14 protein-coding genes and 1 tRNA gene are annotated in these 12,359 nt (G+C 60.7%); all 15 read right to left on the bottom strand.

Translation table 11 applies throughout. The annotated features are described in order from the left end of the window. Window positions 1-78: 78 nt before the first annotated feature. A tRNA-Lys gene (locus KHO53_RS16870) sits at window positions 79-154 on the bottom strand. 61 nt (window positions 155-215) lie between these two features. Continuing rightward, complete coding sequence (queC, locus tag KHO53_RS16865; protein ID WP_010223185.1) at window positions 216-890, bottom strand: 7-cyano-7-deazaguanine synthase QueC; 675 nt, start codon at window positions 888-890, stop codon at window positions 216-218. 13 nt (window positions 891-903) lie between these two features. Then, window positions 904-1,551 (bottom strand): 7-carboxy-7-deazaguanine synthase QueE, encoded by a 648-nt coding sequence (queE, locus tag KHO53_RS16860; protein WP_010223186.1) that lies wholly within the window; start codon window positions 1,549-1,551, stop codon window positions 904-906. Between the two features lie 158 nt (window positions 1,552-1,709). Then, complete coding sequence (gene ybgF / locus KHO53_RS16855) at window positions 1,710-2,540, bottom strand: tol-pal system protein YbgF (protein WP_213570531.1); 831 nt, start codon at window positions 2,538-2,540, stop codon at window positions 1,710-1,712. A gap of 6 nt (window positions 2,541-2,546) precedes the next feature. After that, window positions 2,547-3,044, bottom strand: a complete 498-nt coding sequence (gene pal / locus KHO53_RS16850) for a peptidoglycan-associated lipoprotein Pal (RefSeq protein ID WP_010223188.1) — start codon at window positions 3,042-3,044, stop codon at window positions 2,547-2,549. Between the two features lie 52 nt (window positions 3,045-3,096). Further along, window positions 3,097-4,398, bottom strand: coding sequence for a Tol-Pal system beta propeller repeat protein TolB (gene tolB / locus KHO53_RS16845; protein WP_010223189.1), 1,302 nt, complete (start codon window positions 4,396-4,398; stop codon window positions 3,097-3,099). Next, window positions 4,395-5,471 (bottom strand): cell envelope integrity protein TolA, encoded by a 1,077-nt coding sequence (tolA, locus tag KHO53_RS16840; RefSeq protein ID WP_010223190.1) that lies wholly within the window; start codon window positions 5,469-5,471, stop codon window positions 4,395-4,397. The genes tolB and tolA overlap by 4 nt, the downstream gene beginning before the upstream one ends. Further along, on the bottom strand, window positions 5,471-5,923 hold the full coding sequence (gene tolR / locus KHO53_RS16835) for a protein TolR (protein WP_010223191.1): 453 nt from the start codon (window positions 5,921-5,923) through the stop codon (window positions 5,471-5,473). The genes tolA and tolR overlap by 1 nt, the downstream gene beginning before the upstream one ends. Window positions 5,924-5,937: 14 nt before the next feature. After that, complete coding sequence (tolQ, locus tag KHO53_RS16830; RefSeq protein ID WP_010223192.1) at window positions 5,938-6,633, bottom strand: protein TolQ; 696 nt, start codon at window positions 6,631-6,633, stop codon at window positions 5,938-5,940. A 2-nt stretch (window positions 6,634-6,635) separates the two neighbouring features. Beyond that, the gene (gene ybgC / locus KHO53_RS16825) at window positions 6,636-7,091 is read right to left on the bottom strand and encodes a tol-pal system-associated acyl-CoA thioesterase (RefSeq protein ID WP_010223193.1); all 456 of its coding nucleotides are present in this window, start codon (window positions 7,089-7,091) and stop codon (window positions 6,636-6,638) included. 125 nt (window positions 7,092-7,216) lie between these two features. Then, on the bottom strand, window positions 7,217-8,272 hold the full coding sequence (gene ruvB, locus KHO53_RS16820; protein WP_010223194.1) for a Holliday junction branch migration DNA helicase RuvB: 1,056 nt from the start codon (window positions 8,270-8,272) through the stop codon (window positions 7,217-7,219). After that, window positions 8,273-8,881, bottom strand: a complete 609-nt coding sequence (gene ruvA / locus KHO53_RS16815) for a Holliday junction branch migration protein RuvA (protein ID WP_010223195.1) — start codon at window positions 8,879-8,881, stop codon at window positions 8,273-8,275. A gap of 108 nt (window positions 8,882-8,989) precedes the next feature. Next, complete coding sequence (gene ruvC, locus KHO53_RS16810) at window positions 8,990-9,514, bottom strand: crossover junction endodeoxyribonuclease RuvC (RefSeq protein ID WP_010223196.1); 525 nt, start codon at window positions 9,512-9,514, stop codon at window positions 8,990-8,992. 117 nt (window positions 9,515-9,631) lie between these two features. Further along, window positions 9,632-10,378, bottom strand: coding sequence for a YebC/PmpR family DNA-binding transcriptional regulator (locus tag KHO53_RS16805; RefSeq protein ID WP_010223197.1), 747 nt, complete (start codon window positions 10,376-10,378; stop codon window positions 9,632-9,634). Window positions 10,379-10,499: 121 nt separating this feature from the next. Continuing rightward, a complete protein-coding gene (gene aspS / locus KHO53_RS16800) occupies window positions 10,500-12,275 on the bottom strand; it encodes an aspartate--tRNA ligase (protein WP_010223198.1) in 1,776 nt (591 codons plus the stop codon). Window positions 12,276-12,359: the final 84 nt, after the last annotated feature.

Genomic DNA, 12,359 nt, shown 5'->3' with positions numbered 1-12,359 from the left:
ATCGCGGGGCAAGCCCGCTCCCACAGAAACGAAAAAGCCCGCGACCTTTGCAGGACGCGGGCTTTCTCTTACAGCGTATGGTGGGTCGTGTAGGATTCGAACCTACGACCAATTGGTTAAAAGCCAACTGCTCTACCAACTGAGCTAACGACCCGTTGGATGGCGCGTATAATACTGATTTCTAACAGGAAATCAACACCCCATCGCAAAATAATTTAAAAATATCGGGTCGGGTCCTCTACACCGGCGGCTTTGAAGCCCTCGGCGCGCAGGCGGCAGCTGTCGCATTTACCGCAGGCACGGCCTTCACCATCGGCCTGATAGCAAGAAACGGTCAGGCTGTAATCGACCCCACGGGCCATGCCGGCCTGGACGATCTGCGCCTTGCTGAGGTTCTGCAGCGGTGCCTGGATGCGAAAGCCTCGCCCTTCGACACCGGCTTTGGTGGCAAGATTTGCCATGCGCTCGAAAGCCTCGACGAACTCAGGACGGCAATCCGGGTAGCCGGAATAATCCACGGCGTTGACGCCGATGAAGATATCGCGGGCCTCAAGCACCTCTGCCCAGCCCAGGGCCAGGGACAGGAACACCGTATTGCGCGCAGGCACGTAGGTGACCGGGATGCCCTCGCTCGGCGCCTCGGGTACATCGATGCTGCTATCGGTCAGGGCCGAACCGCCAATACCGTCCAGGTTCAGGCCAATGACCTTGTGCTCGACCACGCCCAGGTCACGGGCAACCCGCGCGGCGGCGTTCAGCTCAGCGCGATGGCGCTGGCCGTAATCGAAGCTCATGGTGTAGCAGCTATAGCCTTCGGCCTTGGCCATGGCAACCACGGTGGCCGAGTCCAGGCCGCCGGAAAGCAGAATTACCGCACGTTTCTCAGTCATTGCATCACTCCTGTCAGCGTCCCGGTTCGTCGTTCCACAGCAGCTTGTGCAGCTGCATCTGAAAGCGAACCGGCAAATTATCGGCCACGATCCAGTCGGCCAGGTCGGTGGCGTTCACCTGATGGTGGCTTGGCGAGAACAGCACTTCGCCGGCGCGTTTTTCCAGGCCGTACTGAATGAGTTTGGACACCGCCCAGTCATAGTCTTCACGGGAACAGATAACGAACTTGACCTGATCGTTGGGGGTCAGCAGTTCGATGTTCTCGTAACGGTTGCGGTGCACTTCCTCCGAGCCTGGGGTCTTGAGGTCGACGACGCGGCTGACCCGGGTGTCGACCTTGGAAATATCCAGGGCGCCACTGGTCTCCAGCGAAACGTCGTAACCGGCGTCACACAACTGCTTGAGCAAAGGAATGGCATTGGGCTGGGCCAGCGGCTCACCACCGGTGACGCACACGTAGCGCGGCTTGTAACCGGCGACCTGGTCGAGGATCGAATCGAGGGTGCGGATGCTGCCGCCGCTGAAGGCGTATTCGCTGTCGCAATACTGGCAACGCAACGGGCAGCCGGTGAGGCGGACGAATACCGTGGGCAGCCCAGCGGTACGCGTTTCACCCTGCAAAGAGTAAAAAACTTCGGTGATACGTAATGTGTCTTGCATAGTCGCCACGGGCGTAACAGCTAAACAGGCTGTCCGCCTCCGTCAGGCACCGCTGAGAACCCGTCATCGCGTAGTTCGCAGCAGCGTGTTTCATAAAAGGGCAATGATTCTAACGAAAAAACCCGCGACTAGCGCGGGTTTCTTCTAAAACGGCTGGTTCAGAGCTTTTGCAGGTCACGCTGGGCCAGTTGTGCAGCCGAGGTCCCCGGGTACTGGGTAACCACCTGCTGGAGAATGCCCTTGACCCGGTCGGTGTGACCCAGGCGGCGTTCTACATCGGCCAGCTTGTACAGCGAGTCCGGCACCTTGTTGTGCTTGGGATACAGCTGGCTGACCTTGGCGAAGGCTTGCCCTGCAGCTTGCAGGTCGCCCTTGGCCAGGTTTACTTCACCGAGCCAGTACTGGGCGTTGCCGGCGTACTGACTGTTCGGGTATTTGCGCAGGAAGGCGTTGAACGCCTGGCTGGCCTTGTCGAAATCCTTGGCTTTGATCAGGTCGAAAGCAGCGTCGTAGTAGAGCTTCTCTTTCGCCGGATCACCAGGTTCGCTGCTGGCGGCAGGCTGTTGGCCGGCGGCAGCACCGGCGGCGGCGCCTGCAGCAGCACCGGCAGCGGCTTCGCCACCGGTAGGGGAATTGGTCGGAGTCGCGGCAGGTGCTACACCGCTTCCGATACGCCGATCCAGGTCCTGGTAACGCTCCAGGCTCTCCTGTTTCATGCGTGATACATCATTTTGCAGCTCTTCAATGATGCCTTGTTGACGCGCAATCTGCTCCTGCATTTGCTGCAGTTGCATGAACAGCTGGCCCTGTGCCGAGGCAGGGGCCGTAACCCCTCCCCCGGCATAGGCGCCGTTCGTACCATAACCCGCAGGTGGATAGCTGCTTGCGCCGCTATAGCCTGCGTTGTCATCAACAACAGGAACCTCAGCCCAGGCCATGAGAGGCAGGGTGAGAGCCAGGACGGTTACAGCACGACGGCACGTTCGCATATCGAATTACTTACGCAGTTCGACGCGACGGTTCTGAGCCCAGGACTGCTCGTCGTTGCCGGTAGCAACTGGACGCTCTTCGCCGTAGGAAACCAGTTCCAGCTGGGCAGGAGAAACGCCTTGCAGAACCAGGTAGCGTTGAACGGCTTTCGCACGACGCTCGCCCAGAGCCATGTTGTATTCGCGAGTACCACGCTCGTCGGTGTTACCTTCCAGCACGACGCGAGCGCCGTTGCCTTTCAGGTCCTTGGCATGAACGTCCAGAGCGCGCATGGCTTCTGGCTTCAGGTCCGAGCTGTCGTATTCGAAGTAGAAGGTGGTGATTGCGCGCAGAGCAGCTTCTTCGCTCAGGCTGCCGTCAACAGCGCCAGTGTTGGCACCGTAGCCAGCGTTAGGATCGACTTGGCCTTGGCCAGCGTCATCACCGCCCTTGGAGGAGCAACCTACAGCTACGGCCATGGCCAGAGCCAGCGCAGCAAACTTACCAAACTTCAGCATTTCCATCGTGAAACTCCTAATGAACCCCAGTGTGTTAAGTAAAACGTAAAGCGCCGCGTCAGTTCAGGTAAGGGGACCAGGACGGTTCTCTGACTTCGCCTTGAGCGGTAGGAAGCGGGAGCCTCACGCGTCCATTGAGAGAGACGAGCATCAAGACTCCCCGGCCCTGCTGGCGGGTGGCGTAGATTAGCATGGTGCCGTTGGGCGCAACAGTGGGTGACTCATCAAGACTGGTCTCGGAGAGAATCTTTACACTACCGCGTTGCAAATCTTGTGCAGCCACTTTGAAGTTGGTGAAACCTTGTTGGCGATGAATCATCACCAGGGTCTTTTCATCCGCCGACAGTTTAGGGTTGGCGTTGTAGTTACCCACAAAAGTTACCCGCTCTGCACCACCGCCGGAAACATTGGTTTTGTAGATTTGTGGTTTACCACCACGGTCGGAGGTGAAGTAGATAGTCGAGCCATCTTTACCCCAGAACGGTTCGGTATTGATACCAGGACCTGCAGTCACGCGCGACAGCTGGCGCGAGCCCATGTTCATCACGTAGATGTCCGGGTTACCGTCCTTGGACAGCACGAACGCCAGGCGCGAACCATCCGGCGACCAGGCTGGCGCACCGTTGAGGCCTTCGAAGTTGGTGATCTGCTCACGGCGGCCGGTGTCGATGTGCTGAACGAAGATGCGCGGACGCTTCTGCTCGAACGACACGTAGGCAATACGCTTGCCGTCTGGTGCAAAGCGCGGCGACAGGATCGGCTCACGCGATTGCAGCAGGGTTACCGCCCGCGCACCGTCGTAGTCCGAACGCTGCAGGGTGTAACGGGTGTTGTTGGTCGAGAAGCGCTCGGCGGTCACATAGAGCATGCGGGTGGAGAACGCACCCTTGATGCCGGTGAGTTTTTCGAACGACTGGTCGGCGATGTAGTGCGACATGTCGCGCAGTTGATCGACGCCGCCCGAGACGCTGCCGGTCAGCACTTGCTGCTCGGTGGCGACGTTGAACAGGGTGTACTGCACCTGCAGGCGACCGCCCGCTGGCACAATGCTGCCGACCATCACGTACTGGGCGCCCAGGGCTTTCCAGTCGCGGAAGATCACTTCGCTGGCCTGGCTCGGCTGGCTGATCATGTTCTGCCGAGGGATCGGCGAGTAATAACCGGAGTTGCGCAGGTCATTACCAATGATGTCAGCCATGTCTTCAGGCAGCACGCTGCCGCCCTGCAGACCGAACGGCACGACGGCGATCGGCGTGGCGCGATCGCTACCGCTGGTGACCAGAATGTTCTTTTCATCTGCTACGGCCAACCCTGCTGCGCAGCAGAGAACGACCAGCAGTCCTCGAAGAAGGTTAATCACAAGGCTAGATCCTCAGGTGTGAATGTCATCTTGAATGAACGATAGGGATTGAATTCGCTCGGTTTCAAGCCCTGCATTTCGGTTAAACGACCAATGTTCTTGACCGCTGCCACAGCCGAGCTGTCAAACGGACCGTCACCACTGGAGCGGGCTACGCTCACCGAGGTAATGGTGCCATCCGGCAACATGCCGATCTGCAGGACCACCGTCATGTTCTTGCGCGCAGAAGGTGGACGTGCCCAACCCTCGGCCGCACGTGCACGAATCAGATCGTCGAAGTCGCCGGCTACCTGATCACCCTGCTCGTCAGCCAGGGCTTGCTGCCGTTCGGTGGTGTCGGACAGAAGCTCGGCCAGGGCCTGGGCTTTCTTGTCTTCCGCCGCCTTGCGGGCTGCATCCTGTGCCTTCTTCTTGGCCGCATCGGCTGCAGCTTTCTTCTTGGCGTCTTCAGCGGCCTTTTTCTTCGCTTCCTCGGCCACTGCTTTCTTCTTGGCATCCTCGGCCGCCTTCTTCTTGGCGTCCTCGGCTGCTTTTTTCTTGGCTTCTTCAGCCGCCTGCTTCTTGGCCTCTTCGTCAGCCTTTTTCTTGGCTTCCTCTTCGGCCTTCTTCTTGGCGATGTCGGCCTGTTGCTTCTCGGCGGCCTTTTTCGCCTCTTCGGCCTTCTTGGCTTCGGCGGTTTTCTTCGCTTCTTCAGCCTTCTCGGCTTGTTCGGCTTTTTTCGCTTCGGCTTCGGCTCGCGCCTCTTCGGCCTTTTGAGCCGCTTCTTCTTTCTTTTGTTCCGCAGCCTTCACTGCCTGCTGCTCGACCTTCTTCTGCTCCATCTGCTCTTCTTCGGTTTGACGCGAAGCAGTCTTCTTGGCTTCACCGGCAATCTTCTGATTGGTCTGGGTGGTGGCCTGACTCTTGGATTTGAGCTGGTACAGGGTTGCCTGGACAATAGGCTTGGCCGGCGGCAGTTCCGGGGTCATGGCAAAACTGACGAACAGCATGCCGAACACCAGAACGTGCAGCGCAATGGCCCAGACGCTGGGCCAGAAATAGCTTTCCGAGGCGGATGGCTCTCGCTGTTGCATCAGGGCGCCTCGGTAATCAGGCCAACGTTACCGACACCTGCCTTCTGCAACCCGCCCATGGCACCCATGACCGCACCGTAGTCGACGGACTTGTCGCCACGGATGAAGACCTGGGTCTGCTTGCCCTGGTCACGGCCGGCGCCGATGATCTTGGTCACGGCGTCGGTCATTTGCGGCAAGGTCATGGCCTTGTCCATCTGCTTGTCGGTGTCGACTTCGCTGCCAAGGTTCCAGTAGTAGGTCTTGTCAGCCTTGATCGAAATGGTCAGGACCTGGGTGTTGTTGTCCTGCGGCAAGGCTTCGCTGGAAACCTTGGGCAGGTCGACCTTCACGCCCTGGTTGAGCATCGGTGCGGTCACCATGAAAATCACCAGCAGTACCAGCATCACGTCGATGTATGGCACCACGTTCATTTCGGCGACCGGCTTGCGTTTGTGGCGAACTCGGGCCATGGGCTTTTACCTGATCACTCTTCGCTGGTGTGCACTTTACGGTGCAGGATGGCCTGGAACTCGTCGGCGAACGTGTAGTAGCGGCCGATCAAGACTTCACTGCGGGCAGCGAAACGGTTGTAGGCAATAACCGCAGGGATCGCGGCGAACAGGCCGATCGCGGTGGCGATCAGGGCTTCGGCGATACCCGGGGCCACAGTGGCCAGGGTCGCTTGCTGCGCCGAGGCCAGGCCGCGGAACGAGTTCATGATGCCCCAGACAGTACCGAACAGGCCGATGTACGGGCTGGTCGAACCGACAGTGGCGAGGAACGGCAGGCTCTGCTCGAGCTTCTCTTCCTCGCGGGAGATGGCGACGCGCATGGCCCGGCCAACGCCTTCCATGACCGCATCGGGGTCGACGCCCGGCTGCTGGCGCAGACGCGAGAACTCCTTGAAGCCGGCGCGGAACACCTGCTCTACGCCCGAATCAGGGTCCGGGTTGCTGCCAGCCTGACGGTACAGCTTGGACAGGTCGATACCCGACCAGAAGCGCTCTTCAAAGCTGTCCAGCGCACGACGACCGGCGCGCAGCATGGTGCTGCGCTGAAAAATCATGATCCATGACGTTACCGATGCGGCCACCAGAATCAGCATGACCAGCTGTACCACGATGCTGGCATTGCTGACCAAGCTCCACATGGAGGTATGGTCGACGACGTTAGCTTCCACGCTTAATCTCCTGCATTTGAATGAGTACCCGGATCGCCCGCCTCGGCAAAGGCCGCGCGCAGCGCTTGGGGGATGGCCCGGGGTTTGAAAGTATCGGCGCGCACACAGGCCACCAGGAACTGCCCCTCACAGAGCAGCGTTGCATCTTTTTCGCGCCATACCTGCTGCACGAAGCGCAGGCTGGCGCGGTTCAATTCAAGCACGTGCGCGGTAACCCGCAATTCGTCGTCCAATCGCGCTGGCGCGTGATAGCGCGCCTCGCTGGAGTGGACCACGAACAGCAGGTTGTCCTGCGCCAGTGCCGACTGGGCAAAGCCCAGGTCACGCAACCGCTCGGTGCGGGCACGTTCCATGAATTTCAGGTAATTGACGTAATACACCACGCCGCCGGCATCGGTATCTTCGTAATAGACACGACAACGATGTGCGAACGGCTCTAGCTCATTTTGCGCGCGCATACTCTAGTGCTAACTCCTCAGCTTGCCAATCCGCCCCGGCAACTGTTTTTCATCGATTATGTCGTATTGCCAGCGCGACTGAGGCATGCCCGCGGTTAGGACCACAGAAACGCTGGATAAATCTGTCATTCATCGGTCTGGGCAGAAAAACCCTCGCCACTGATCGATTCGCCCAGGCGGTTGGGGATGTTCAGGCCGAAATGCAGGTAGGCGTGACGGGTAACCACCCGCCCCCGTGGCGTGCGCATGATGTAGCCCTGCTGGATCAGGTAGGGTTCGAGCACATCCTCGATGGTGTGGCGCTCCTCACTGATGGCCGCAGCCAGGCTGTCGACCCCGACCGGGCCGCCATCGAACTTCTCGATCATGGTCAGCAGCAGGCGCCGGTCCTGGTGGTCGAAGCCGCGCTCGTCGACATCCAGCAGGTTCAGCGCCATGTCGGCGACCGGCTTGGTGATATGGCCCTTGCCGCGCACCTCGGCGTAGTCGCGCACCCGCCGCAGCAGGCGATTGGCGATCCGCGGCGTGCCACGGGCCCGGCGGGCGATCTCGAAGGCGCCTTCGTCTTCGATCGGCAAGCCGAGAATGCCACCGGAACGGCTGACGATGGTCGCCAGGTCCTCGGTGTTGTAGAACTCAAGGCGCTGGACGATGCCGAAACGGTCGCGCAGCGGGTTGGTCAGCATGCCGGCCCGCGTGGTGGCGCCGACCAGGGTAAAGGGTGGCAGGTCGAGCTTGATCGAGCGCGCCGCCGGCCCCTCACCGATCATGATATCGAGCTGGAAGTCTTCCATGGCCGGGTACAGCACTTCTTCGACGATGGGCGACAGGCGATGGATTTCGTCGATGAACAGCACATCGTGAGGCTCGAGGTTGGTCAGCAAGGCGGCCAGGTCCCCCGGACGCTCGAGGATCGGCCCTGACGTGCTCTTGATCGACACGCCCATTTCCTGGGCGATGATGTTGGCCAGGGTGGTCTTGCCCAGCCCCGGCGGACCGAAGATCAGGGTGTGGTCGAGGGACTCGTTGCGCCCACGGGCAGCCTCGATGAACAAGGCCATCTGCTCACGCACCACCGGCTGGCCGATGTATTCGGCCAGGCGCAAGGGGCGGATCGCCCGGTCCTGGACCTCTTCACGGTCACGTCCGGTGGCGGCTATCAGGCGGTCAGCTTCAATCACTTAGATCATTCCCTTCAGACTGCGACGAATCAGCTCTTCGCTGCTAAGACCCTTGGCATCCACCGCGGCCACGGCCTTGCTGGCTTCCTGAGGCTTGTAGCCCAGGGAAATCAGCGCGCTGACGGCATCCGCTTCGGCGCTGGAGACGCTGGCAATCGGTAGCGGACCATTGGGCACAAGGGCAAACATGGCCGGAGAGGTTTCCCAGGCCTTGAAACGATCCTTGAGCTCGACCAGCAGGCGCTCAGCAGTCTTTTTACCAACCCCCGGGACCTTGACCAGGGCCGAAGCATCCTGGGCCTGGACACAGCGTACCAGTTCGTCGACCTCCAGGCCCGACATCAATGCCAGGGCCAGTTTGGGACCCACGCCATTGAGACGGATCAGCTCGCGAAACAGCTCGCGCTCGCGCTTTTCATGAAAGCCATACAACAGATGAGCGTCCTCGCGCACCACCAGGTGGGTGTGCAAGGTCACCACTTCACCGACCTTGGGCAGACGGTACAGGGTGGTCATCGGCACTTCGAGCTCGTAGCCCAGGCCGTTGACATCGACAATCAGGTGCGGCGGCTGCTTTTCAGCCAGGGTTCCGCGCAAACGTCCAATCACGTTCCGATCCTTCCTCATGGGCACCGGCAAACGACCGGTCAACCCTAACAGCAAATGCAATGGCCGATGGCATTGCCCGGGCAAAATGTGTTTCAGCAGATGATGCTATCAGAGCCGCAAACGCCCGCTGCGACTGCGCGCCGCCCCCAGGCCATGGGGCACCAGGCTTGAGCGGGTATGGGCGTGGCACAAGGCGATGGCCAGGGCGTCGGAGGCGTCGATCTGCGGTTTCTGCGTCAGTTTAAGCAGATGCATGACCATCATCTGCACCTGCTCCTTGTTGGCGCCCCCCGTGCCGGCAACCGCCTGCTTGACCTGGGTGGCGCTGTACTCGGCAATCTCCAGGCCTTCTTCGATGGCGGCGACGATGGCCGCGCCGCGGGCCTGGCCGAGCTTGAGCGCCGAATCGGCGTTGCGTGCCATGAACACCCGCTCGATGCCCATGGTCACCGGGCCGTGCTGGCGAATGATCTCGCGCACGCCACGAAACACGATCTGCAGTCGCTCCGGCAGCTCGCCCGCGCCGGTACGGATACAGCCGGACGCCACATACTCGCAGCCGCGCCCAGTATGGCGCACCACGCCATAGCCGGTGATGCGCGAGCCAGGGTCGATGCCAAGAATCAGAGTCATAACGCCTGCATACTCAATGACGCGTGATCGCGCCGTACTAAAAACAGAAGCCGGACCGGCTCGCAGGTGCAATGCATCTGCAGGCGGATCCGGCCTCGGACAAACCAGAAGCGAAGCTTAGCCGAGCTGCTCCATGACTTCGTCAGGAATTTCGGCATTGGAGTAGACGTTCTGCACGTCGTCCAGGTCTTCAAGCATGTCGATCAGCTTGAGTACCTTCTGCGCGCCGTCCAGGTCGAGTTCGGCACTGGTGGTCGGCTGCATGACGATTTCGGCGTCGGCAGCCTTGAAACCGGCCTCTTCCAGGGCATTACGCACGGCATAGAAGCTGTTGAACGAGGTGAAGACATCGAACGAGCCGTCGTCGTTGCTGACCACGTCGTCGGCATCGGCCTCCATCGCCGCTTCCATCAGCGCATCTTCGTCGACGCCAGCGGCAAAACTGATCTGCCCCTTGCGCTCGAACAGGTAGGCCACCGAGCCATCAGTACCGAGGTTACCACCGCATTTGCTGAAGGCATGACGCACCGCAGCTGCGGTACGGTTGCGGTTGTCGGTCATGGCCTCGACCATGATCGCCACGCCACCGGGGCCGTAACCTTCGTAGCTGAGTTCTTCGACGTTGTCGGCTTCGGCCGTGCCAGCACCACGGGCAACCGCCCGGTCGATGATGTCGCGGCTCATGTTCGCTCCCAGCGCCTTGTCCAGGGCCAGGCGCAAGCGCGGGTTGGAGGCCGGGTCGCCACCGCCCTGCTTGGCGGCAACGGTCAGCTCACGAATCCACTTGGTGAAGATCTTGCCTCGCTTGGCATCCTGGCGCTCTTTGCGGTGCTTGATGTTTGCCCACTTGGAATGACCAGCCATAACGCACTCCGAATCCTTTGTAACAATGCCACGCCCCGGCCGCGCTCATGCCCGACCGAGACCTTGAAATTCATGCGCCTTAACGCAAAGGCGCATCCATGTGGATGCGCCCGGGGTCCGCTTACTCAGCCTTGGGCTGTTCGCGCAGACGGATATGCAACTCACGCAGGGCCTTGGCATCGACCAGGCCCGGGGCCTGGGTCATGACGCACGCGGCGCTCTGGGTTTTCGGGAAGGCAATCACTTCGCGAATCGACTGGGCGCCGGTCATCAGCATCACCAGACGGTCCAGGCCGAAGGCCAGGCCGCCGTGCGGCGGTGCGCCGAACTTCAGGGCGTCGAGCAGGAAGCCGAATTTCTCTTCCTGTTCAGCCGCTTCGATACCCAGCAGACGGAAGACCGCCTGTTGCATCTCTTTGCGGTGAATACGGATCGAACCGCCACCCAGCTCGGTACCGTTGAGGACCATGTCGTAGGCACGCGACAGCGCGGTGGCCGGGTTGGCCTCCAGCTCTTCGGGGCTGCATTTTGGCGCGGTGAACGGGTGATGCAGGGCGGTGAAGCTGCCGTCGTCGTTCTCTTCGAACATCGGGAAGTCAACCACCCACATCGGGGCCCACTCGCAGGTGTGCAGGTTGAAATCGTTACCGACCTTGATGCGCAGGGCGCCCAGCGCCTCGCTGACGATCTTGGCCTTGTCGGCGCCGAAGAACACGATGTCACCATCGACCGCGCCCACGCGATCAAGGATCACGTTGAGGTTGGCCTCTGGGATGTTCTTGACGATCGGCGACTGCAGGCCGTCGACGCCCTTGGCGCGCTCGTTGACCTTGATGTACGCCAGGCCCTTGGCACCGTAGATGCCCACGAACTTGGTGTACTCGTCGATGCGGCTGCGCGGCATGCTCGCGCCACCCGGCACGCGCAGGGCGGCAACGCGGCTCTTCGGATCGTTGGCCGGGCCGCTGAAGACCTTGAATTCGACTTCCTTGAGCTGGTCGGCAACGTCGACCAGTTCCAGCGGGATACGCAGGTCCGGCTTGTCGGAACCGTAGCGGCGCATGGCTTCTTCAAAGGTCATGTGCGGGAATTCGCCGAATTCCAGGTCCAGGACTTCCTTGAACAGCTTGCGGATCATGCTTTCGGTCAGGCCCATGATCTCGGACTCATCGAGGAAGCTGGTCTCGATGTCGATCTGGGTGAATTCCGGCTGACGGTCGGCGCGCAGGTCTTCGTCACGGAAGCACTTGGCGATCTGGTAGTAGCGGTCGAAGCCGGCCACCATCAGCAGTTGCTTGAACAGCTGCGGCGATTGCGGCAAGGCGAAGAAGCTACCGGCATGGGTACGGCTTGGCACCAGGTAGTCGCGCGCGCCCTCGGGGGTGGCACGGGTGAGGATCGGCGTTTCGACGTCGAGGAAGCCGTTTTCATCGAGGAAGCGGCGGATGCTGGTAGTGATCCGCGAGCGCAGGCGCAGCTTCTCGGCCATTTCCGGGCGACGCAGGTCGATGAAGCGATAGCGCAGGCGGGTTTCTTCGCCAACGTCGGAGTATTCGTTGAGCGGGAACGGCGGCGTTTCTGCTTCGTTCAGTACGGTCAGCTCGTAACCCAGCACTTCGATGGCGCCAGACGCCATGTTGGCGTTGACCGCACCCGCCGGACGCGGACGCACCTTGCCGGTGATCTGCACCACGTATTCGCTGCGCACGCGATCGGCGGCGGCGAAGCTTGCTGCGCGATCCGGGTCGAAGACGACCTGGGCCATGCCTTCGCGATCACGGATATCGAGGAAAATCACCCCGCCGTGGTCGCGGCGACGATGGACCCATCCGCAAAGGGTAATTTCCTGACCTTCCAGGCTCTCGTTCAGTTGGCCGCAATAATGGCTGCGCATCATGATGGTGGTTTCGCTTCTCGTCATTCGTATGTTCAGTGGAGGCCCTGCAGCCCCAAAGGGCTAATAGTGCAAGACCCTGCCGGG

Origin of the sequence: Pseudomonas sp. RC2C2 (assembly GCF_018390435.1) — a bacterium.
GTDB classification, from domain to species: Bacteria; Pseudomonadota; Gammaproteobacteria; order Pseudomonadales; family Pseudomonadaceae; genus Aquipseudomonas; species Aquipseudomonas donghuensis.
The sequence above is the reverse complement of the archived record's forward strand: the minus strand, read 5'-3'. Positions and strand labels throughout refer to the sequence as shown.

Bases quoted from the DNA above. Each gene is read 5' to 3' on its own strand.
- KHO53_RS16805 (WP_010223197.1), bottom strand. From the start codon at position 10,378: ATGGCTGGTCATTCCAAGTGGGCAAACATCAAGCACCGCAAAGAGCGC.
- aspS (WP_010223198.1), bottom strand. From the start codon at position 12,275: ATGATGCGCAGCCATTATTGCGGCCAACTGAACGAGAGCCTGGAAGGT.
- ybgF (WP_213570531.1), bottom strand. From the start codon at position 2,540: ATGCGAACGTGCCGTCGTGCTGTAACCGTCCTGGCTCTCACCCTGCCT.
- queC (WP_010223185.1), bottom strand. From the start codon at position 890: ATGACTGAGAAACGTGCGGTAATTCTGCTTTCCGGCGGCCTGGACTCG.
- ruvC (WP_010223196.1), bottom strand. From the start codon at position 9,514: ATGACTCTGATTCTTGGCATCGACCCTGGCTCGCGCATCACCGGCTAT.
- queE (WP_010223186.1), bottom strand. From the start codon at position 1,551: ATGCAAGACACATTACGTATCACCGAAGTTTTTTACTCTTTGCAGGGT.
- ybgC (WP_010223193.1), bottom strand. From the start codon at position 7,091: ATGCGCGCGCAAAATGAGCTAGAGCCGTTCGCACATCGTTGTCGTGTC.
- tolA (WP_010223190.1), bottom strand. From the start codon at position 5,471: ATGCAACAGCGAGAGCCATCCGCCTCGGAAAGCTATTTCTGGCCCAGC.
- tolR (WP_010223191.1), bottom strand. From the start codon at position 5,923: ATGGCCCGAGTTCGCCACAAACGCAAGCCGGTCGCCGAAATGAACGTG.
- pal (WP_010223188.1), bottom strand. From the start codon at position 3,044: ATGGAAATGCTGAAGTTTGGTAAGTTTGCTGCGCTGGCTCTGGCCATG.